Annotated in this window: 18 protein-coding genes; 5 read left to right on the top strand and 13 right to left on the bottom strand. The window is 68.7% G+C overall.

Annotated elements, in window-relative coordinates; genetic code table 11:
• Positions 1–101: 101 nt before the first annotated feature.
• Complete coding sequence (locus tag OHB24_RS18805; protein ID WP_327640354.1) at positions 102–989, bottom strand: helix-turn-helix domain-containing protein; 888 nt, start codon at positions 987–989, stop codon at positions 102–104.
• A gap of 103 nt (positions 990–1,092) precedes the next feature.
• Between OHB24_RS18805 and OHB24_RS18800 the strand changes: the two genes are divergently transcribed.
• A complete protein-coding gene (locus OHB24_RS18800) occupies positions 1,093–2,166 on the top strand; it encodes a CobW family GTP-binding protein (protein WP_327640353.1) in 1,074 nt (357 codons plus the stop codon).
• A gap of 179 nt (positions 2,167–2,345) precedes the next feature.
• Here the strand turns inward: OHB24_RS18800 and OHB24_RS18795 are convergent, their stop codons facing one another.
• Complete coding sequence (locus tag OHB24_RS18795) at positions 2,346–3,041, bottom strand: maleylpyruvate isomerase family mycothiol-dependent enzyme (RefSeq protein WP_327640352.1); 696 nt, start codon at positions 3,039–3,041, stop codon at positions 2,346–2,348.
• A 160-nt stretch (positions 3,042–3,201) separates the two neighbouring features.
• Entirely contained in the window at positions 3,202–3,978 is a 777-nt protein-coding gene (locus tag OHB24_RS18790; RefSeq protein WP_327640351.1) for an HpcH/HpaI aldolase family protein, read from the bottom strand.
• Between the two features lie 72 nt (positions 3,979–4,050).
• Between OHB24_RS18790 and OHB24_RS18785 the strand changes: the two genes are divergently transcribed.
• Positions 4,051–4,977, top strand: coding sequence for an aminoglycoside phosphotransferase family protein (locus OHB24_RS18785; RefSeq protein WP_327640350.1), 927 nt, complete (start codon positions 4,051–4,053; stop codon positions 4,975–4,977).
• On the opposite strand, the gene OHB24_RS18780 is transcribed toward OHB24_RS18785, so the two are convergent.
• Both OHB24_RS18780 and OHB24_RS18775 read right to left on the bottom strand, forming a co-directional pair.
• Positions 4,974–6,503, bottom strand: coding sequence for an acyl-CoA carboxylase subunit beta (locus OHB24_RS18780; protein WP_327640349.1), 1,530 nt, complete (start codon positions 6,501–6,503; stop codon positions 4,974–4,976). The two genes, OHB24_RS18785 and OHB24_RS18780, sit on opposite strands and share 4 nt — an antisense overlap.
• 19 nt (positions 6,504–6,522) lie before the next feature.
• Positions 6,523–7,686: an acyl-CoA dehydrogenase family protein gene (locus OHB24_RS18775; protein WP_327640348.1), complete on the bottom strand. Its 1,164-nt coding sequence runs from the start codon at positions 7,684–7,686 to the stop codon at positions 6,523–6,525.
• A 67-nt stretch (positions 7,687–7,753) separates the two neighbouring features.
• On the opposite strand from OHB24_RS18775, the gene OHB24_RS18770 reads away from it, so the two are divergent.
• The gene (locus tag OHB24_RS18770) at positions 7,754–8,152 is read left to right on the top strand and encodes a MerR family transcriptional regulator (RefSeq protein WP_327640347.1); all 399 of its coding nucleotides are present in this window, start codon (positions 7,754–7,756) and stop codon (positions 8,150–8,152) included.
• On the opposite strand, the gene OHB24_RS18765 is transcribed toward OHB24_RS18770, so the two are convergent.
• Positions 8,134–8,565 carry a MarR family winged helix-turn-helix transcriptional regulator gene (locus tag OHB24_RS18765; RefSeq protein ID WP_327640346.1) on the bottom strand — a complete coding sequence of 144 codons (432 nt, stop codon included), beginning with the start codon at positions 8,563–8,565 and terminating at the stop codon, positions 8,134–8,136. The genes OHB24_RS18770 and OHB24_RS18765 overlap by 19 nt on opposite strands.
• 65 nt (positions 8,566–8,630) lie before the next feature.
• Here OHB24_RS18765 and OHB24_RS18760 point away from each other — a divergent pair, with 65 nt between their 5' ends.
• Positions 8,631–9,392: a nitroreductase/quinone reductase family protein gene (locus OHB24_RS18760; RefSeq protein WP_327640345.1), complete on the top strand. Its 762-nt coding sequence runs from the start codon at positions 8,631–8,633 to the stop codon at positions 9,390–9,392.
• A gap of 358 nt (positions 9,393–9,750) precedes the next feature.
• Here the strand turns inward: OHB24_RS18760 and OHB24_RS18755 are convergent, their stop codons facing one another.
• Genes OHB24_RS18755 through OHB24_RS18725 form a run of 7 tightly spaced genes read right to left on the bottom strand, consistent with a single transcriptional unit; the run spans position 9,751 to position 19,466 of the window.
• Positions 9,751–9,939 (bottom strand): hypothetical protein, encoded by a 189-nt coding sequence (locus tag OHB24_RS18755; RefSeq protein WP_327640344.1) that lies wholly within the window; start codon positions 9,937–9,939, stop codon positions 9,751–9,753.
• Complete coding sequence (locus tag OHB24_RS18750; RefSeq protein ID WP_327640343.1) at positions 9,936–10,634, bottom strand: sirohydrochlorin chelatase; 699 nt, start codon at positions 10,632–10,634, stop codon at positions 9,936–9,938. The genes OHB24_RS18755 and OHB24_RS18750 overlap by 4 nt, the downstream gene beginning before the upstream one ends.
• Positions 10,631–11,758, bottom strand: coding sequence for a uroporphyrinogen-III synthase (locus OHB24_RS18745; protein WP_327640342.1), 1,128 nt, complete (start codon positions 11,756–11,758; stop codon positions 10,631–10,633). The genes OHB24_RS18750 and OHB24_RS18745 overlap by 4 nt, the downstream gene beginning before the upstream one ends.
• Positions 11,748–12,092, bottom strand: a complete 345-nt coding sequence (gene nirD / locus OHB24_RS18740) for a nitrite reductase small subunit NirD (protein ID WP_327640341.1) — start codon at positions 12,090–12,092, stop codon at positions 11,748–11,750. The genes OHB24_RS18745 and nirD overlap by 11 nt, the downstream gene beginning before the upstream one ends.
• Entirely contained in the window at positions 12,089–15,976 is a 3,888-nt protein-coding gene (gene nirB, locus OHB24_RS18735) for a nitrite reductase large subunit NirB (protein ID WP_327640340.1), read from the bottom strand. The genes nirD and nirB overlap by 4 nt, the downstream gene beginning before the upstream one ends.
• Positions 15,973–18,093 carry a molybdopterin oxidoreductase family protein gene (locus tag OHB24_RS18730; protein WP_327640339.1) on the bottom strand — a complete coding sequence of 707 codons (2,121 nt, stop codon included), beginning with the start codon at positions 18,091–18,093 and terminating at the stop codon, positions 15,973–15,975. Before OHB24_RS18730 ends, nirB begins: the two co-directional genes overlap by 4 nt.
• Positions 18,090–19,466, bottom strand: coding sequence for an MFS transporter (locus OHB24_RS18725; RefSeq protein WP_327640338.1), 1,377 nt, complete (start codon positions 19,464–19,466; stop codon positions 18,090–18,092). Before OHB24_RS18725 ends, OHB24_RS18730 begins: the two co-directional genes overlap by 4 nt.
• A gap of 147 nt (positions 19,467–19,613) precedes the next feature.
• Here OHB24_RS18725 and OHB24_RS18720 point away from each other — a divergent pair, with 147 nt between their 5' ends.
• Positions 19,614–21,731 carry an MMPL family transporter gene (locus tag OHB24_RS18720; RefSeq protein WP_327640337.1) on the top strand — a complete coding sequence of 706 codons (2,118 nt, stop codon included), beginning with the start codon at positions 19,614–19,616 and terminating at the stop codon, positions 21,729–21,731.
• The last annotated feature ends 8 nt before the right edge of the window (positions 21,732–21,739 follow it).

Raw genomic sequence — 21,739 nt, 5'->3', positions numbered from 1 at the left:
GCACTCCTCGGAGTTGGGACGGTGCACCGACCGTAGGAGCGCTGTCAGCTGGGGAAAATCGCTCAGATCCCTTTCACAGTTGACTTTCTGGCCTTAACAGTTCACTCGGGCCACGTCCACTGGAGGCCGTAGCGACCGGGTCCGAAGTTCAGTACGACGCCGTGCACCTCGGCCGCGACCTCCACCGCGCGAACGAGCTCCTCCGCGTCGTCGAGCTGCGAAACAATCGCACAGGCGGCAGGCAGCTCGGCCGGGTCGAAGCAGACCTCCAGCACGAACTCACGCACCGGCAGCCGGAACTTCCGCTCGTAGTTCGTCGCCGGCGGGTACGGCGCGACGTTCACCAACTCGTGCTCGGTGATGACCGTCTCGCCCTTGCGGAGCGGTCGGTCGAAGAGCAGCTCGGCGACCAGCAGTCCGTCAGCAGGCCGACGTACCGTCCGGCCTAGCCGGCAGTGCCGCAGCGTGCGGATCTCCGGCAGCGGCCGGTCGTGTTCGTCGAGGTGCATGATCACGACCCAGCGGTCCGGGCCGTCTGCCTCGGCGCGCAGGACCTGGCGGGAGTGGTACGACCGTTCGCCGCGGTCGGGGCCGACGATCACCCGGTCGTGCTGGCTGATCCGCGTGAGCCGTTCGTCCCAGCGGATGTCGACCTCGCTGACCGCCTCCTCGACCGCGCCGGGCCGCGGCCAGTACGTCGCCAGCCCGGGCCGGTCCGGCACCGTGCTCAGCCAGCGTCCGCGGCGCCGCGGCGGACCGATCGACGCCGACAATGTCCCGGCCGGGACCTCGAGCACTTCCTCGAGCAGCCCGACCGCGGCAAGCGAGTCCCGCCGCTCGGGGCGCGACCGGCCCGACTGCCAGTAGCTCAACGTGGCGAGGCTCACCGACACGCCACGCGCGCGGAGACGCTCCTGGATCCGCCCGAGCCCGAGCCCGCGCGCCTGGATGGCTTCCCGCAGCACGTCCGCGAACTCCCGTTCGCCCATGCGCCGAACCCTAGGCACAGCAGGCGATTCAAGCCACCCCTCGGGCGATCAACAGTTAACACCGGCACTGGACTGATGAAAACCGTTTTCATATACTGGTGTCATGACCGCCCAAGCGAAAACTCCGTTGTCCGTGTTGGTGGGGCTGTCCACGACGTTGCGGGAGCCCGTGCTGGAAGCGATGACCGACGCCACCACCGTGGCCGTGGAGATCGACCAGGACGACCTGCCCGGTCGGGGCGTGCTGTCCTGGCGGGTGCGGGACGCGGCGGGGCCGATCGACACAGGCGAGTTCACGGTCGGGGACGACTGCGGCGCCTGCCAGCTGATCGAGTCGCTCGTACCGCTGCTGGAGACACTGGTTGCGCGTGGGCACTGGGACCACATCGTGCTCGCGGCGCCACAGGCGATGGAAGCTCGGCCACTCGTCACCACCTTGACGTCCGTTCTGCCGGAGATCGTCGTCGACACGGTCACCTGCGTCGTCGACGCCGTACTGCTGGTTGCGCAACTGTCCGGCGACGAGTTGCTCGCCGAGCGCGGTCTGGCGCTCGGTCTCCCGGATCGGCGCAACGTCGCGGAGCTGACCGCGCGTCAGGTCGAGTACGCCGACGTGTGCGTGCTGGCCAACGCGCATCGCAGTACGGCGGTTGAGCGGCTGGAGCACCTGTTGTCGCACCTGAACCCGCGGACGTCGGTGGTGACGACGGACGGTGCCGGCGTACCTGATGGGCCTGTTGCGCGGACCGGGCGGTTCGACTTCGATGCGGCCGAGGCGTGGGCCGGTGAGATCGCTGCGTCGGATCGGGTGCAGCCGAGCGGCGACGGGGTGACGACGGTGCTGTGGACGTCGACGCGACCGCTGCATCCTGCGCGGCTGAACGACGCGCTCGAGGACATCGTGGACGGTGTGGTTCGTAGTCGCGGGGTGGTGTGGCTGGCGAACCGCCCGACGCAGCGCGTGCGGTGGGAGTCCGCCGGGTACAGCGCGTCGCTCGGCATGCTCGGTGAATGGTCGGAGACCGAGCACCTCGCCGAGTGCACCGTCGTCGCGACCGGCATGGGCCTCGATCCCGCCCGCCTCCAGGCAGTCCTCGACGCCTGCCTCCTCACCGAGTCCGAACTAGCCAGCCCCGACTGGACCAACCTCGACGACCCCTTCGCCGGCGTCTTCTAACCCCACCATCCCAACCGCACACCCCGCACACCCCGCCCGCACCGCCCGCCCCCTCCGCCGCATTTGCCTGGTTGACCCATGAAATGGGGGGTTCCACACCGTGGTTCACGGTGTGGAACCCCCCATTTCGCTGGCAGACCAGGCAAATTCGTGGGTCAGCCAGGCAAATGGGACCGGGGCTAAGCGAGGAGTGGGAGGCGGTGGGCGTGGGGGCCGAGCATTGTCAGGTCGTTCTCGTCGAGGGGTAGGCGGCCTGTTGCCTTCAGGACGTACGTCGTGGTGTCCCATGCGATCACGTCCCACGCCTGCGGGCCGAACAACCCGTCCAGCGTGCGCGCGGCGACCTGCAGGCCTTCGGGATCGGGTTCCGGCGCGCCGGGCAGGCCGACGATCAGGTCGAGGTGATGGACCGTTGCCTCAAGCACCAAGGTGGCCACGAAGTCACCCGCCCGCATGACGTGACCCTGCGTCTCGATCCGGCTCCCCTTGGTCGCCAGCCCGACTGCGACCGCCCGGGCCGCTGCCTCGGACACCTCACGCCAGTGCTGTACGAGCAGACCGGGTTTGCGGTACGCCGCCGCGATGCTCCGCTCGAAGCTCGTGTCGCCGTCGGGCTGCGGCGGGGCGTGGCGCCAGTACGTGACGAAATCCCGGTCCGGTTCGACCGCGGCCGGGCTGGCGAACGCGATCAGGGCGCGCTCGGCGTCGTACAGCAGATGCACGAGCAGCGGACCGACGGGCATACCGGGGCACCGGGTCTCACGCCGGAAGTCCGCGTCACTGAGCCCCTGCACCGTCTCGGTCAGCCGCCCGTAGGTCCGCGCCAACGTAGCCGCGAGCCCCAACGGCAACGCACCACGCTCGGGTGCCTTCATGCCCGGCCTCCTCGATGTCCTCTGAAGAACGTAACCCGAGAAGTCGCCGAGGTGTTCCGCACGTCAGCCACTCACCAACCTTTGCCGACGACCGGTCTCGGCCGTCGGCTGAGCGTGAGCCGCCCGGCGCCGGAGCGGTTGGTGAGTGGCGGAGGTCCGCCTACGAGCGAGCGGTCTCGAGGTGAGCGGCGGCGATTGCTTCGAGGTGGCTGAGGTCGGAGGCGACGGTGGCGAAGGTGTAGCCCTGGGCCAGGCGCTTCTTCGCCGACTCGCCGTCGAAGGTGTGGATGCCCGCGGCGATCCCGGCCTCCCGCGCGGTGCGCGCGATCAGCTCGACCGCCTCCTCGAACGGGCCCTCGACCTCCGGGTCACCCGGGAAGCGCGCACCGAGCGCGAGGCTGAGGTCCGACGGCCCGACGTACACACCGTCGAGGCCGCGCGTCGCGCAGATCTCGGCCACGTTCTGCAGGCCGAGCGGGGTTTCGATCATCGCGAGTACGACGGTCGCGTCGTTGCTGTCCGCCGGCACCGGACCGATCCGCAGCGCGGCCCGCATCGGACCGAACGACCGCACCCCCACCGGCGGGTACTTCGCCGCACGAACCGCCCGAGCCACGTCGTCCGCGCTGTCGATGAGCGGCACGATCACACCGCTCGCCCCGGCGTCCAGCGCGCGCCCGATCGGTGTCGGATCGTTCGCCTCGACCCGCACCAGCCCGACCGACGGCTGCGGCCCGATCGCGGACCCGGCGTCGATCGCCAGCAGCCCGGTCATCAACCCCTGGTACCCGATCAGCCCGTGCTGCGCGTCGAGCACCACGTAGTCGTACCCCAGCCGCGCAATCCGCTCGGCAGCCGCCGGCGAATCCAGCGTGATCCAGTACCCGACCAACTTCTCCCGAGCCCGGACCTTGTGCGAGAAATCGTTTGCATTCACCCCCGCAGACTATCCAGACCAGGCCTTGGAAATCGCTCGACCAACCACCAGATGGACGCGATGATGCTGCAGATGCCATCCACGGAGCCACTCCTGCACAAGCTGGTCGCCGAAGCCGGTCTCCCCGAGATCACGTCGTACGAGGATCTGCAGGGCAACGGCTTCGACCATCAGATCGTCCACGCGACCCTCGCCGACTCGCAGGAGGTTGTGCTGCGGTCCCGGAAGAAGTCATGGCCGCTCCCGGTCGGGCGCGCTCGCTTCCTCACCGAGCACGAACTGCCGGCGCCGGCGCTGCTCGGTGGCAACGAGTTCGCGACACTCTACGAGTACGTCCCCGGCGAGATGCTGTACAACCTGGTCGCCGAGGACCGGATGACCGACGCCTCCTGGCGATCTGTCGGTACGGCGTTCCGGCGGGTGCACGCCGTACGGTTCCCGAGCGGGCTGTCCGGACCGTTCGATGCCGGCCGCCTCGTCCTCGAGGCGATCGATCCTGTCCAGGACCTGCACGAGCGGATCGCCGCCGCCGTACCGCGGCTCGAGGCCAATCTTCCGTTCGTGCTTGCGCACCTGCCTCGCCTGCACGCGATCATCGACGCGTACGCCGACTCGTTGCGCCCGGCTCCGACCGCACTCCTGCACGGAGACGTGTTCCCGACGAACATCATCGTCGGCCCGGACCGGACCACTCTCATCGACTGGGACTTCCCGCGCGTCGCAGATCCGGCTCAGGAGGTGTCGGCCCTCGACGAGTGGATGTACCTGGCCGGTGGCGGGTGCCTCGCGGACGCCTTCTTCGACGCCTACGGACCGCGACCTCCGAACACCGGCCTCTACCGCATCACCGGCGCGATCGGCTGGTTCGGTCGCGGCCCCTTCAACGGCTGGGAGATCGACTTCACCCTGGACGAGGCCCGAACGGAGCAGGTGACGGGCTGGCGGAACTCTCTGGTCGCGTATCTCACCGACCTCGGCGACCGGCTGGACGAGCTCTAGACCGGCGGTATGCCGTGCCGCCGGTGCGAGAATGTGCGGTCCTTGGACTGGGCTGCGGCGAGGCGGGCGATCAGGTCGGTGCGGAGGTTCTCCGGCTCGATGATCGCGTCGATGACCAGGTCGGCGGCCAGGCGCAGGATGTCGATGTCGGTCTCGTACTCCTCGCGCAGCTTGGACACGTACTCGACCCGCTCGCCCTCGTCGGCGATCTCCTGGATCTTGTTGTAGTACACGGCGTTGATCGCCGCCTCCGGGCCCATCACCGCAATCTTCGCGGTCGGCAAGGCGACGCACGCGTCCGGCGAGAACCCCGGGCCGCACATCGCGTACAGCCCAGCGCCGTACGCCTTCCGGACGATCACCGACACCGTCGGCACCGTCGCCTCCGACACCGCGGTGATCATCTTCGCGCCGTGCCGGATGATCCCGGCCCGCTCGACCTCACTGCCGATCATGAACCCCGGTACGTCGCACAGGTACACGAGCGGCACGTTGAACGCATCGCACAGCCAGATGAACCGCGCTGCCTTGTCCGCCGAGTCGACGAAGAGTACGCCGCCCTTCACCGCCGGCTGGTTCGCGACGATCCCGACCACCTGCCCCGCGAGCAGCCCGAACCCGACCACAAGCTCCGGCGCGTACGCCGGCTTGATCTCGAAGAACGTGTCCGCGTCGAGGAGCGCGTCGATCACGTCGTGGATGTCGAACCCGACACTCTCCTCCGCCGGCACCAGGTCCCGCGTGAAGTCCCGGCCTGCGTCCGAGGCGTCGTACGACGGGGGTCGCGAGCGCCACGATCCGGGCAGGTACGAGAAGTACTGCTTCGCGAGCTCGATCGCCTCGGTGTCGTCGGACGCGAGCAGGTCACCGCAGCCGGAGACGCTCGTGTGCATCCGGGCCCCGCCCATCTCCTCCAGCGTGACCTTCTCGCCGACGACCATCTCGGCCATCCGGGGCGAGCCCAGGTACATCGAGGCGTTGCCGTCGACCATGATCACGATGTCGCAGAACGCCGGGATGTACGCGCCGCCCGCGGCCGACGGGCCGAACAGGCAGCAGATCTGCGGGACCTTGCCGGACAGTGCGACCTGGTTGTGGAAGATCCGCCCGGCGCCGCGGCGGCCCGGGAACAGCTGGACCTGGTCGGTGATCCGGGCGCCGGCAGAGTCGATCAACCAGAAGATCGGCAGCTCGTCACGGAGCGCGACCTCGGTCACCCGGACGATCTTCTCGACCGTCCGCGCGCCCCACGAACCGGCCTTCACGGTCGGGTCGTTGGCGACGATCAGCGCCGGACGGCCGTCGACGAGCGCGCGGCCGGTGACGACGCCGTCGGCGGGCAGGCCCGCGTTCAGCGCGTTCGCCAGCTGCGCGTCCTCGACGAAGCTGTCCTCGTCGACGAGCAGGGCGATCCGGTCGCGGACGTACAGCTTGTTCTGGCTCTTGAGTTTCGCGGCCGCCTTCTCCGGCGGCGCGAGGGTCGCCTCGCGGGCGACCTTGACCTCTGTCCAGTGGTCGTGGGTCATGCAGTCATCATCCCAGGCATCATTCCACTGGGAGGCCGAGCGACCTCGCGATCAGCATCCGCTGGACCTCCGACGTACCCTCGCCGATCTCGAGGATCTTGGCGTCGCGGTAGAACCGGGTCACCGGGTACTCCTCCATGAAGCCGTAACCGCCGAAGACCTGGGTGGCGATCCGGGTCGCGGTCACCGCGGACTCGGTCGCGTACAACTTGGCGACCGACGCGGCCTGCTTGAAGTCGGCGACCGACGCGCCGGCGTCCTTGAGCGCGGCAGCGCGGTAGACGAGCAGCTCGGAGGCGTCCGCCATCACCTTCAGGTCGGCGATCTGGAACGCGACACCCTGCTTGCGGCCGATCGGCCCGCCGAAGGTCTGGCGCTCACCGGCGTACTGCACGGACAGCTCCAGACACGCGCGGATGCAGCCGAGCGCGACTGCCGCGATCGCGACCCGCCCGTCGTCGAGCGTCGCGAGGAACTGCGCGAACCCCTTGCCGCGCTCACCGAGCAGGTTGGCCTCGGGGACCCGGCAGTTCACGAGCGACAGTGGGTGCGTGTCGCTGGCATGCCAGCCGAGCTTGTCGTACGCCGCTTCCGCGGTGAATCCCGGCGTACCGCTCGGGACGATGATCGTGGAGATCTCCGGCTTGCCGTCGGCCCGCTCACCGGTGCGCGCCGTGACCGTCACGCAGCTCGTGATGCTCGAACCCGAGTTGGTGATGAACTGCTTGGAGCCGTCGATCACCCACTCGCCGTTGTCGACGACCGCGCGGGTCTTGGTAGCGCCGGCGTCCGACCCCGACTCCGGCTCGGTCAGCCCGAACCCGGCCAGCTTGTTGCCCGCGACCAGGTCGGGCAGCCAGGTGGCCTTCTGCTCCTCGGTGCCGTACGTCAGGATCGGGTTGATCCCGAGCCCGACCGCCGCCTCGAGCGTGATCCCCATCGACTGGTCGACCCGGGAGATCTCCTCGATCGCCACGCACAGGCTGGTGAAGTCGCCGCCCGCGCCGCCGTACTCCTCCGGCGCGGTCAGCCCGAAGAGCCCGAGCCGCCCCATCTTCTGCACGACCTCCACCGGGAAGTAGTGCTTGCGGTCCCACTCCGCCGCGTGCGGGCCGATCTCGGCCTCCGCGAAGTCACGAACGCTACGACGGAACTCCTGATGCTCCGCGGACAACTCGAACATACGCACCCCTTCGTGCTTGACGCTTACGTAAACGTAAAGCACGCTGAGCAGCATGCACAATAGCCAGGTGTCCGCAGAGACCTGGTCGATCGCCGAACTGGCCGCCGAGTACGACGTGACACTCCGGACGATCCGGTTCTACGAGGACCGCGGCCTGCTCACCCCCGAACGCCGCGGCACCGCCCGCGTCTACCACCCCCGCGACCGCGTCCGCCTCGCCCTCATCCTGCGCGGCAAACGCCTCGGCTTCTCCCTCGACGAGATCGCCAAGATCGTCGACATGTACGACGCCGAACCCGGCGAGGAAGGCCAACTCGTCTACCTCCTCGACCAGATCACCCACCGCCGCACCGAACTAGAACAACGCCGCCGCGACATCGAAGAAACCCTCCAAGACCTCGCCGAAGTAGAAACCCGCTGCCACGCAGACCTCAAAGCCCTCCGCGATCAAAGCGCCTCTTCGTAAGCCTTCAATGTCTTCAGAAACAGGGCTCGTTCATCGTTGGTGAGGGGTTCCAGTGCGGTGCGCCAGGCGCGCGCGCCGCGGGCAAGCCAGGCGTCGATGGCAGGCCGGTGGTCGTCGGAGAGAGTGATGATTGCGCGCCGGCGGTCGGTGGGGTCCTCCTGGCGCTCAAGGATGCCTTTGCGCGTCAGTTCGGTGACCATCAGGCTGACCGTGGCGGGAGTGACTTCGAGGCGCTCGGCCAACTCGTTGACGCCTAGCGGGCCGTCGAACAGCAGGTAGGCGAACAGGCTGAGATGCCTCGGCGCCAGGTTCAGGCCGGCCAGTTCCTCCGGGATCTTGAGCCGCTTGGTACGGCCCACCATCCGCGGCATCAGCAGCAGGAGCGTGCGGATGCTGTCGTCGACGCTTGCCATACCTTTGTCCTCAAAACTACTTTGCTTGCAAAGCTAAATCACTTCTCGAGTCAAAGGTTAGGCGCATGCTCCTCGAGCTCACCACCATCGGCGCGCGGTCGGGCGCCGCGCGGACCGTCACCGTCGCGTACGCCGAGCTCGACGGCCGACGCCTCGTCTTCGCGAGCAATGCCGGCCGTCCACAGGCGCCGGCCTGGCTGCACAACCTCCGCGCCAACCCGCTCGTGACGGTCGAGGTCGACGGCCGCCGGTACGACGCTATCGCCGAGGAGATCACCGGAGCGGAGCGAGACCGGTTGTACGGCGTACAAGCAGAACGTGATCCCGCGTTCGCGACGTACCAGCAGAACACCGACCGGGTGATCGCCGTCGTCGCCCTCACGCCCGCCCGCGTCGGCGCGGCCACCGCCCAACTGAAGGAGATCCACAACGGCCTCCGCGAGCAACTGTCCACGACACTCGCCGCGGTAGACGCGTACCTAGCCGGCGCAGCCCCCGCGCCACCTAGCGCGAAAACCCTCCACCAACACTGCCTCTCATTCTGCGACTCCCTCCACGCCCACCACTCCCGCGAGGACGGCGTCTTCCCCCGCCTAGCCGCAGACTTCCCCGACCTAAAACCAGCCCTGGACCGCCTCACCCAAGAGCACGCCGCAGTAGCCACCCTCAACCAGCAACTGACCACCACAGTTGACCAACTAGCCAAAGCCCCCACCCAAGCCGAAGCCGAACACCTCCGCACCCACCTAACCCACCTAGCCACAGCCCTAGAAGCCCACTACACCTACGAAGAAGCCCACCTAGGCCCCGCCCTAGACGCCGCCTGAGGATCTGCAGCAGCTCGACAGTACGTATACGTCCACTGCCCGAGACCCGACCGACGGCCCCGCCTGCGCTCACCAGCAGCAGACGTGTACGTACTGTCGAGCTGCCGATTCAGTCGCTCCGAGGGAGCTGCACGGCGTGAGGATCCGGCGATCACACTCTCAGGTAGGCGCCTGGTGTCATCGGGACGTCCGTGTCGACCAAGAGCGTCACCCGGTCGAGCGAGGGCTCGCAGTCCATCCCGGCCGGCGAGTTCGCTCACGTCGTCGATTCGAAAGACGAGTCTGTCGTCGGCGGTCGCCGGTGTGCCCTTGAGCGGATATCCGGGTTCGGACGGCGGTTCGTGCTCGAGACCCGTCATCACGTAGTTGCCGCAGCGGCACACGTGAATCCGTCGCCAAGCGTCAGCCCGTCCTCGGCGCCGTACATGTCCTCGACGCATTCGTGTGCTTGTTCGTCAGTGCAGCACGGTTCGGTGCCGCCATGCCGATAGCAGGTGATCGCCTCGCGTTCGGGGCAGTAGTAGGCAAGCGGGCAGCAGTACTTCACGCGCAAGACGGTAGAGCAGACAGACGACTGATCGTTCTAGCGGACTCGTAGCGGTGGAGGGCGAGGGTGGATAGGCGGGGGTCGGGGGCGAGGGGAGCTGTGACGGGGTGGGGGTGGGCGTGGCGGTGGATGAGGTTGTGGAAGAAGCCGGGGGCCAGGAGGTACGTCGCTATGGCTAGGCGGCCTGGGGTGCGGGATAGGACGTCGGGGAGGCGGTCGCCGGCGCCGGAGACGTAGGCCACCCGGACAGGGCGGTCGACGCGTGCGGACAGGAGGTTGGCGGTTGTTTCGCAGTCGGCCAGTGCGCGCGGGTCGGACGAGCCGGCGGCTGCCAGTACGATGGTGTCCACGCGGGACAGGTCGCCGAGACGGTCAGCGAGGATCTCGACCAGCACGGGATCCGGACCAAGGGCACCGGCCGCGTGGACCTGCCCGGGGTAGCGCCGCGCTTCGGCCGCAACGTCGACGTACACGTGATAGCCAGAACTCAACAGCAGCGGTACGACGACAGCGTCCGAGGCATCCCTGGTGACGCGACGAACAAGAGACGGAAGCGCCGGCGTCAGCAGATCGACAAACCCCAACGAAATCGGCAGATCCGGCCGCTGACGAGCCATCTCCCGAACCAGCTCATGCACAACCCGGATCCCACGCGGATCCGCCGTACCGTGGGCCACCGCAACAAGATCAGTCATGTCGGAACTCCCGCAGGCTCAACGGCCAACCGATAGCCGCGACGGACAACCGTGCGCACCAACTCGGGACGCCCGACAGCCGTCCGCAAGCGGTTGACCGTCACCTCGACAGCATGAACATCCTCCGCACCAGGCAACACAGCGAGCAACTCAGGACGCGACACCACATCTCCCCCAGCCGCGACCAGCGCCGCCAGGACAGCACGCGGCCCGGGACCCAGCGGCAGTACGACGCCATCCAGCACCGCAGCGCCCCCACGAATCACCAACTGACCGAACGCCGTCTCGATCGATCGCGCGTTGTCGTCGGTGAGCCGATCGGTCACGATCCGGATCAGCGCACCCAACCGGTACCGGTCCGGCACGAGCGGGTCCAGTCCCAACGCCCCGAACGGTCCCGCGGTCACCGGGCCGACGCACGCGTTCAGCACCCGCCCGGTCCGCAACGCCGTCGTGAGGTCGTCGTACTGCCCGTTCAACGCGGCCGCGTCGAGCATCGCCTGCGCACCCGGCGCCGACGTGTGTACGACGGCGTCGACGGTCCCCGCGCACACCTGCGAGATCATCCGCTCCACCACAACGGGATCAGGCGCCGGCCCCCACCGGTACACCTCCAGCCCGCGCACCGACCCGCCGGCCGACCGCAACGCGTCCTGCAACGCGGGATCCGACAGCCCGTGCAGCTGTACGACGATCTTCCGCCCGACGACGCCCTGCGCTTGCAGCCATTCGACCACTTCGGCCGTCGTCTCCGACCGCGCCGACCAGTGCTCGACCAGCCCAGCCGCGCGGATCGCGCCACGTGCCTTCGGACCACGAGCGAGGATCCGCGACTGCTCCAACGTGCCCAGCAGGTCCGCGGCGAGACCGGCGGTGTCGGCCGCCTCGATCCAGCCGCGGAACCCGACCGCGGTGGTGACCACGACGTCGTCCGGCGGGTTCGCGATCACCCGCCGGGTCGCCTCGATCAGCGCGTGGTCGTCGGCGACCGGCACGATCTGCAGGGTCGGCGCGTGCAGCACCTTCGCGCCGCGCCGCTCGAACGACGCGATCAGGTCCTCCGCACGCCGATGCGCCGTGATGGCGATCGTGCAGCCGCTGAGCGGCCCCGGCCTAGTAGTCACCTGGACCCACCACGACCTGTCCGTCGACGATCTCGACCGGGTACACCGGCAGCGACACCTCGGGATCGTCCAGGCACGCCCCGGTGCGCAGATCGAAGACCTGCTTGAACATCGGCGACGCCACCGTCGGTACGTCGCCGCGGCTGCCGACGATGCCCCGCGACATCACGTTCGCCCCGCTGAACGGATCCTGGTTGCCGATGGCAAACACCTCGTCGTCGTGCGTCCTGAACAACGCGATCTGGACGTCCCCGAGCAGCGCCGCGACCCCGCGTTCCGGCAGCAGTGCCTCAAAAGCGCAGACCACCGTCCGCTCGACACTCGTCATGGTCATCGACGTACCTCCAATCGGGGGCCGGCCAGCAGGACCGGCTCCAGCTGCCCGCGTTCGACCGAGGTGGCCGGGCGCGGCTGGTTGCGCTCGACCACGTACCGCAGGTCGGCGTCGGGCTGGTCCGGCGCGTTCACGAACGACACGAACCGGGCCAGCTTGCCGGGATCGTTCAGCGTCGCCTGCCATTCGTCGACGTACGCGTCGACGTGCTTGGCCATCGCCGCGTCCAGGTCGGCGCCGATCCCGAGGCTGTCCTCGAGTACGACGGCCCGCACGTGATCGAGGCCGCCCTCGAGCTCGCGCATCCAGACCGCCGTCCGCTGCAGGCGGTCGCCGGTACGGACGTAGTACATGAGGAACCGGTCGATCGCCTGGAACAGCTCCTCGTCGGTCAGGTCCGAGGCGAGCAGCTCGGCGTGCCGCGGCGTCATACCGCCGTTGCCGCCGACGTACAGGTTCCAGCCCTTCTCGGTCGCGATCACGCCGACGTCCTTGCCGCGCGCCTCCGCGCACTCCCGCGCACAGCCGGAGACACCGAGCTTGAGCTTGTGCGGCGACCGCAGCCCGCGATACCGCAGCTCCAGCGCGATCGCCATCCCGACCGAGTCCTGGACGCCGTACCGGCACCAGGTCGACCCGACGCACGACTTCACGGTCCGCAGCGCCTTGCCGTACGCATGTCCCGACTCGAAGCCCGCGTCCACCAACCGCTTCCAGATCGCCGGCAGCTGCTCGATCCGCGCCCCGAACAGGTCGACCCGCTGACCGCCGGTGATCTTCGTGTAGAGCCCGAAGTCGCGCGCCACCTCGCCGATCGTGATCAGGCCCTCCGGCGTGATCTCACCGCCGGGGATCCGCGGTACGACGGAGTACGTGCCGTCCTTCTGCATGTTGGCCATGACGTGGTCGTTGGTGTCCTGCAGCGTCGCGCGCTCGCCCTCGAGCACGTGACCGGCCGGGTCCAGACTCGCCAGGATGGACCCGACCACCGGCTTGCAGATGTCGCACCCGCGACCGCTGCCGTGCCGCTCGACGATCTCGCTGAACGTCCGCAGCTCGGTGATCCGGACGACGTCGAACAGCTCGGCCCTGGACAGCGCGAAGTGCTCGCACAGCGCCTTGCTGACCTCGACGCCGGCCTTGGTGAGCTCGGTGTTGAGGAGGTTCTTGACGATCGGCAGACACGACCCGCATGACGTACCGGCCTTCGTCTTCCCGCACACCGACTTGATGTCACTGCAGCCCTCGTCGCGGACGGCACAGCGGATCGTCCCCGCGGACACGTTGTTGCACGAGCACACCGGCGCGTCGTCGGGCAGCTCGAGCTGCACCGGGCCCGCGCCCTCGGGCAGCAGGAAGGCGGCCGGGTCCGCGCCGAGCTCCCGGCCGACCATCGGCCGCAGTCCGGAGTACGCCGACGCGTCGCCGACCAGAATGCCGCCGAGCAGGGTACGAGCGTCGTCCGACAGCACGAGCTTCTTGTAGACACCGGCCACCGGGTCGGCGTACACGATGTCCAGTGCGCCCTCGGTGGCGCCGAACGCGTCACCGAAGCTCGCGACGTCGACACCGAGCAGTTTCAGCTTCGTCGAGGTGTCCGCACCCGGGAACGTCGCTTCGCCGCCGAGCAACCGGTCCGCGACGATCTCGGCCATCGTGTAGCCGGGGGCGATCAGGCCCCACACGCGCCCTTCGATACAAGCCACTTCGCCGATCGCCCAGACACCAGGAACGGACGTTCGGCAGGCTTCGTCGACCACGACACCGCCGCGCTCGCCGATCTGCAGACCGGCCTCGCGGCCGAGTTCGTCACGCGGCCGGACGCCGGCCGCGAAGACCACCACATCGGCCGGCAGATCGGGGCCGTCGGCAACGCCCATCGCGCGGGCCGCGCCCTGCGAGGTGAGCTTCACGCGCTGACACTGCGTTCCGGTCAGTACTTCCACGTCGAGGCCCTCGATCAGCCGGGCCAGCGCGGAACCGCCGCCCTCGTCGACCTGCAGCGGCATCAGCCGCGGCGCGAACTCGACGACCTTGGTGCCGGCGCCGAGCGCCCGCAGCGCGCCGGCCGCCTCGAGGCCGAGCAGACCACCGCCGACGACGACGCCGTTGACGTCCTTGCCTTCGCTCCTCAGACGTTCGACGTACACGCGCAGCGCGGCGACGTCGTCGATGGTCCGGTAGACGAAGCAGCCTTGCGCGTCGTTGTTCTTCACCGGCGGGACGAACGCCGCGGAGCCGGTCGCCAGCACGAGTTCGTCGTACCCGACCTCCTCGCCGCGTGCCGTGGTGACGGTCTTCGCCGTGGTGTCGATCGACGTGATCTGCACGCCCTTGCGGAGGTTGACCGCCGGGTCGTCCCAGAGGTCCGGGTCGCCGAGCGACAGGTCGTGCGGGTCGCGGCCGGAGAAGTAGCTCGTCAGCGCGACGCGGTCGTACGGCAGCCGCGGCTCCTCGCCGAAGACCGTGATCCGGTAGTCGACCTCCGTGTCGCGTTGCCGCAGTGCCTCGACCAGGCGGTGCGCGACCATCCCTCCACCGACCACCACCACGTGCTTGGCCTTGTTCAGCTCTGCCATCGTCGCCCTCCTGCTCGGGACTGGTTCGGTCTCGCCGCGCCGGAAGCGGTCGAGCAGTTCGCCGACGGCGCCGGTGCAGCTTCCGCACCCAGTCGTCGCCCGCGTCGTGGCGGCGATGCCGGCGACACTGTCGGCACCCCCACGCCAGGCCGCTTCGATCGCGACCCTGGTGACGCCGTTGCACCTGCAGACGGTCGCCACTTTCTTCTCAGGTACAACGTTTTCCGCGAGCAGGCCGTCCGCGACGACCGGCGTACCGCGGTCCGCCAGCAGCACCAGCTCCGCGGCGACCTCCGGCGCACCGACCGCCACCGCCGACCGCACCACGCCGTCCCGCAGGACGGCCCGCACGTACCGCGTCTCGTCCTCGAGCCGAACCACTGCCCCGTCTTCGTCCTTGTCGCCAAGGACAAGCAGATCGAGGCCGCCGGCCGTTACGCGCACGACCTCGTAGTCGGGCAGTTCCGCGGTCTCGTTCATCAGGTGCTTCGCGAGCGCCTCGGCCTGCGTCCAGGCGGAGTCGACGGTGCCGGTGACGCGCCCGTCGATCTCGGCGCAGTCGCCGATCGCATGGACCCGTGGGTCGTCCGGGCTCGTCAGGGTGCTGTCCACGACAATTCCGTCGCGCACCGTCAGGCCTGTTGCCAGCTCGGCGCGAGCCCGGACACCGCAGGCGACGACCAGCAGATCGCCGAACACCTGGCGGCCGTTCCGCAGCCTGAGGGCACGGAAACGGCCGTTCTTTTTTTCCGTTCCGTCGAGTTCCGTGTTGAGGAGCACTTCGACACCGAGCCGCCGGACCGCGCGCGTCACGCGACGTCCGGCCGAGGCGCGGATCGTCTTGTCCAGCAGGGTTTCACCGTCGTGCACCAACGTGACCGCGACACCACGTTCCCGCAGCGCACAAGCCGTCTCGACCCCGAGCACTCCGCCGCCGAGGACCACGGCACGCCTGGCCTCGCCGGTCGCCGCAACCACCGCCCGTGCGTCGTCCACGGACCTCAACAGCTGCCCGCCCTCGATGCCGTCCGGAACCACCGGCACAGCGCCGGTCGCGAACACCAATCGGTCGTACGCGTACTCGCGGCCGGCATCGTCGGTAACAACCCGCCGTACCCGGTCGACCGCCACCGCGCGCGCCACCGGCTCGTTGCTGACAGCAACCTCCGCGCGACCCGCGACGTACTCGGTCAGACGGCCCCGGTTGTACGACGGCTCGTCGCCCAGGACCGTCACGTCGTACGACGGCAACAGACCGGCCAGCCGCCGACCCGCCATTCCACCGCCGATGATCACTACTCTCATGCCGAAACCCCCGTTGCTGGGAGGGCAGCGGCGGTGACATCGACGGCACACGCCTTGAACTCGGGCATCCGCGACACGGGGTCGAGCGCGTCGTTGGTCAGCTCGTTGACCGCCTCAGCCCCACCGAAGTGGAACGGCACGAAAACGGTGTCCGGCCGTACGTCGGCCGTCACCCGAGCCGGCAGCACCATCGACCCGCGGGCCGTCCGCAGCCGCAGCGGACGCCCGTCGCTGATCCCGAGCTGCGCCGCGACCCGCGGATGGATCTCGGCGTACACCTCCGGCTCGGCCTCGGCCAGCTCCGGAACCCGCCGCGTCTGCGCGCCACTCTGGTAGTGCTGCAGCAACCGCCCCGTCACCAGATAGAACGGTGCCTCCGTGCTCAGATCGTCCGCGACCGGACGGTGGTCGACCGGTACGACGTGCGCCCGCCCGTCCACCGTCGGAAATCCGTCGGAAAACAGCCGCGGCGTTCCCGGGTGCCCGTCGTGCGGCACCGGCCAGAACAACGCCTCTTCGGCGTCCAAGCGCTCCCAGGTGATCCCGGAGTAGTCGGCCTTCCCGCCGGCACTCGCCCTCCGAAGCTCCTCGAACACCTCGGCCGGATCAGTGCAAAACCCTGGTACATCGAGCCTTTCGGCAATCCCCGCGAACACCGCGAGATCGCTCCGCACCTCACCCGGCGCGGCCACCGCGGCGCGCCGCCGCAGTACCCGGCCTTCGAGGGACGTCATCGTCCCCTCCTCCTCGGCCCACTGCGTGACCGGAAAGACCACGTCCGCGAGCAGTGCCGTTTCCGACGGCACAACATCCGCGACAACCAGCAGATCGAGAGCCGCCAGGCGCTCGCGTACCGACGACAAGTGCGGCGCCGACACAAGCAGGTTGCTCCCGTGCACCAGCAGGGCCTTCGGGCCATCCGCCGTACCGAGCGAGTTGATCAGCTCGACCGCGCTCTTCCCCGGGCCCGGCAACTCGTCCGGATCCACTCCCCAGACCCCAGCGACGTACGCACGCGCCGCCGGGTCCGAGATGCTCCGGTAACCAGGCAGCTGATCCGCCTTCTGCCCGTGCTCACGGCCGCCTTGCCCGTTGCCCTGCCCGGTGATGCAGCCGTACCCGCTGCCGAGCCGGCCCGGGAGGCCAAGCGCCAACGCGAGGTTGATGCAGGCGGTCACCGTGTCGGTGCCCTTGCTGTGCTGCTCGGCCCCGCGGCCCGTCAGGATGAACGCCCCGGCGCCACCATGCACCGGAGCGGCCGCTGCCAGGACCCGCGCAGCGCGGCGGATCGTCGCGGCCGGAACACCGGTTACCCGCTCGGCCCGCTCCGGCCACCAGGACGCCGTCGTACGGACGAGCGCATCCGGATCATCGGTCCGCTCCTGCAGGTACGCCGTGTCCGCCAGCCCTTCCTGCAGCACCACGTGGGTCAGCGAGAGCACCAAAGCGAGGTCGGTGCCGGGCGTCGCCTGCAGGTGAATTCCAGCGTTTTCCTCGGTCAGTCCGGCAGTTGCGGAGCGACGCGGGTCGACGACCAGAAGTCCACCCGTGTCGCGTGCGCCCTGCAGATGCGCCACCGCGGGCGGCATCGTTTCCGCGATGTTGCTGCCGACCAGCAGCACTGCTCCGGCACCACCCAGATCGGCCAGCGGAAACGGCAGTCCGCGGTCGATTCCGAACGCCCGGTTCGTCGCGGCGGCCGCCGACGACATACAGAACCGGCCGTTGTAGTCCACGTTCGCCGTCTTCAGCGCCACGCGGGCGAACTTGCCCAGCGCGTACGCCTTCTCGTTCGTCAGCCCGCCACCGCCGAACACGGCGATCGCGTCCCGCCCGTGAGCGGTCTGCAACGCCTTGATCCGGTCGGCGACGAAGTCCAGCGCGCTGTCCCAACTCGTCTCCACCAGTTCGCCCGCGGCGTTGCGGACCAGCGGCATCGTGAGCCGGTCCGGCACCGTGAGGACCTCGGGAGCCGTCCAGCCCTTACGACACAACCCACCCCGATTGGTAGGAAAGTCGCGCGGGCGCACCTCCACCGCACCCGGCCGAGCGACCGGGTGCAGCGTGGTGGCGCACTGCAGGGCGCAGTACGGACAATGAGTCGAGACAGCCCTCACACGCGCTCCCGGGTGAGCGGGCCACCCTTGCGGAGGTAGCAGAAGTACGTCACCGCGAGACAGACCACGTAGAACCCGCAGAACACGTACAGCGCCGGGATCAGCGAGCCGAAGTTGCTCGTCGACATCGCGAATCCACGCGGGACCAGGAAACCGCCGTACGCACCGACCGCGGACGCGATCCCGATACAGGCCGCCGCCTCACGCCGGGCCCGGCCCGGGTCGCCCGGTGTGGTGAGCCGGAAAACGGCCGGAATCATCCGGTACGTCGATCCGTTCGCGATTCCGCTGGCCACGAACAGCACCAGGAAACTCGTCAGGAACGCCGGGAAACTTTCCGACTTGAGCGAGACCACCGCGGAGAGGATTCCGAGACCCATCACCACGAACGAGCAGACCGTCACCCACGCGCCGCCGACCTTGTCGGACAGCTTGCCGCCGAACGGCCGCGCGACCGACCCGACCAGGGCGCCGAGGAACGCGAAGTGCGCCGGCGTGATGTCCGGGAAGGTGGTCTTGATCAGCAGCGGGAACGCCGCCCCGAAGCCGATGAACGACCCGAACGTGCCGATGTAGAGGAACGAGATCACCCAGGTGTGCGGGCGCTTCGCCGCGGCGATCGACGTACGGAACGACGAGCTCGCCACCGAGAGGTTGGCCATCGCCTTCCAGGCCCAGAACGCGGCCAGCAGGATCAGCGGCAGCCACAGCAGGCCGGCCCGGTTCAGCGTCAGACCGGCGCCCAGGACGATCACGATCGGCACCAGCAGCTGCACCACCGCAACACCGAGGTTTCCGCCGGCCGCGTTCACACCGAGCGCGAAACCCTTCTCCTTCTCCGGGTAGAAGAACGAGATGTTCGTCATGCTGCTGGCGAAGTTGCCGCCGCCGACACCCGCGGTCGCCGCGACCAGCGCCATCAGCCAGAACGACGTGTCCGGCTGGGTCATGAAGTACGAGAGCCCGGCAGTCGGGATCAGCAGCAGCAGCGCGGAGAAGATCGTCCAGTTCCGCCCGCCGAACCGCGGTACGGCGAACGTGTACGGCAACCGCAGCGTCGCGCCGACCAGGCTCGGCAGCGCGACCAGCCAGAACAGCTGGTCGGTGCTGTAGGTGAAGCCCGCCTTCGGCATCGACACCACGACGATGCTCCACAGCTGCCACACCGAGAAGCCGAGGAACTCGGCGAAGATCGAGGGCCACAGGTTCCGCCGGGCCAGCGCCCGGCCCTTCCCGGCCCAGAACGTCGCGTCCTCGGGATCCCAGACATCGATCCACCGCCCGCGTCGCGGCGCCTCGACCGTGCCCACCGCCCCGCTGCCATCTCCGTGGCCGCTGGTGGCGACGGCCGCTTGTCGTGCCTCGAGCGTCATCGCAAGTCTCCGATCATCCGACCTCACTGATTAGGCCAGGACGCTATGACCGGGGTGTTTCCACGTAGTCATCTTGTTGTTACGTCGCCGAAACGGCTCCCGCACACCCACCGGCGGGTGGTGAGAGGTTCCGGGTACCGTTCCCGGGTGAACCGATGGAGGTGGAGGGCGGGCATCGCCGCCGTACTGATCGTTTGGCTCGTGCTGGGCGCCCTCGGCGGACCGGCGGTCGGAAAGCTGAGCGAGGTCCAGCAGAACGACAACGCCAATTTCCTTCCGAAACAGGCCGAGTCGACGGTGGTCGCCAACGAGACCGCCAAGTTCGTCGACTCCAAGGCCCTGCCGTACTTCGTCCTGGTCGAGCGCGAATCCGGGATCACCCCGCAGGACCAGGACAAGGTCAAGGCCTTCGCGGCCACGATCCCGGCGCTCGATCTCGGGGACGGGAAGAAGCTCGGCGACTACCTGGTCGCTCCGATCGCAGCCGCCACCCCGTCGAAGGACGGGAAGGCCTTGTTGCTCACCGTCCAGGCGAACAGCGACCGCGCCGACGAGGTCGTCAAGGAGGGCCAGACAGTGCTGTTCGCAGTCGCGGACGCACTGCGGACAGACATCGAACAAGACCTCACACCGACTGGTCTGCAGGTGTTCGTCACCGGTCCCGGCGGCGTGTTCGCGGACTTCGTGGTCGCGTTCAGCGGGATCGACGGGATCCTGCTCGGGGTCGCGCTCGCGGTCGTGTTCGTGATCCTGCTGATCGTGTACCGCAGTCCGATCCTCCCGGTCGCAGTACTGCTCACCGCGATCTTCGGTCTCGCGCTCGCCGCGCTCGTGATCTATCCGCTGGCGAAGAACGGCGTACTGCAGCTGAACGGTCAGAGTCAGGGCATTCTGTTCATCCTGGTCGTCGGCGCGGCGACCGACTACTCACTGCTACTCGTCTCCCGTTACAAAGAGGAACTGCACGACTACGACAGCAAGTACCAGGCGATGCGGGTCGCGTGGCGGGCCTCGATCGAGCCGATCGCGGCCAGCGCGGCGACGGTCATCCTCGGTCTGCTCTGTCTGCTGCTCTCGCAGCTCGGCAGCACGAAGGGCCTCGGGCCGGTCGGCGCCCTCGGGATCGCCGGTGCGCTGATCGCGTCGATGACGTTCCTGCCGGCGATCCTGCTTGCGTTCGGCCGGCGGATCTTCTGGCCGTCGATCCCGCGTGTCGACCACGTGCACTCCAGCGACCAGGTCGGCGGACGCCGGCTCTGGGGACGCGTGTCCGGCCTGGTCGGCCGGCGCTCCCGGCGGGTCTGGGCGATCTCGGCGCTCGCCTTGGTCGCCTGCGCCGCGTTCCTGCCGACGTTCAAGGCCAGCGGCACGTCGCAGGAGGACCTGTTCCTGAACAAGGTCGAGTCGGTCACCGGCCAGGAGCAGCTGGCCAAGCACTTCGACGCCGGAGCGGGTACGCCGGTGCAGATCCTGACCCCGGTCGCTCAGGCGGATCAGGTGGTCCAGACCGCCACACAGGTCGACGGTGTCGGCGGCGCGTCCGCCTCGATCGCTCCCGGCGTACCGCCGAAGGTTGTCGACGGCAAGGTACTGGTCCAGGCCACGTTGAAGGTGCAGGCCGACTCACCGGACGCGACGAAGGTGGTCAAACATCTGCGGACCGAACTGGACAAGGTCAGCCCCGACACCCTGGTGGGCGGCAACACCGCGATCAACCTCGACGTACTCGACGCCGCGCAACGCGACCTGCGGGTGATCATCCCGACCATCCTCGCGGTGATCTTCGTCGTCCTGATGCTGCTGCTGCGTTCGCTGGTCGCCGCGATCCTGCTGGTGATCGCGAACGTCCTGTCGTTCGGCGCGACCGTCGGCGTCAGCGCGCTGATGTTCAACCACGTCTTCAAGTTCCCCGGCGCCGACCCCGGCATCCCGCTCTACGCGTTCGTCTTCCTGGTTGCCCTGGGCATCGACTACTCGATCTTCCTGATGACCCGCGTCCGCGAGGAATCCCAGGAACACGGCACCAGACCCGGCATCCTCGTGGGCCTGGCCGTCACCGGCGGCGTCATCACCTCCGCCGGCGTGGTCCTGGCCGCCACCTTCTCCGCCCTCGCTGTCCTCCCCATCCTCTTCCTGGCCCAAATAGCCTTCATGGTCGCCTTCGGCGTCCTCCTCGACACCACAGTCGTCCGCTCCCTCCTGGTCCCCTCCCTGGCCCACGACCTCGGCAAGAAGGTCTGGTGGCCCAGCAAGCTCGCGTCCTAGGGTGCGAG

It is taken from the genome of Kribbella sp. NBC_00482 (assembly GCF_036013725.1).
Classification (GTDB): Bacteria; Actinomycetota; Actinomycetes; order Propionibacteriales; family Kribbellaceae; genus Kribbella.
The sequence above is the reverse complement of the archived record's forward strand: the minus strand, read 5'-3'. Positions and strand labels throughout refer to the sequence as shown.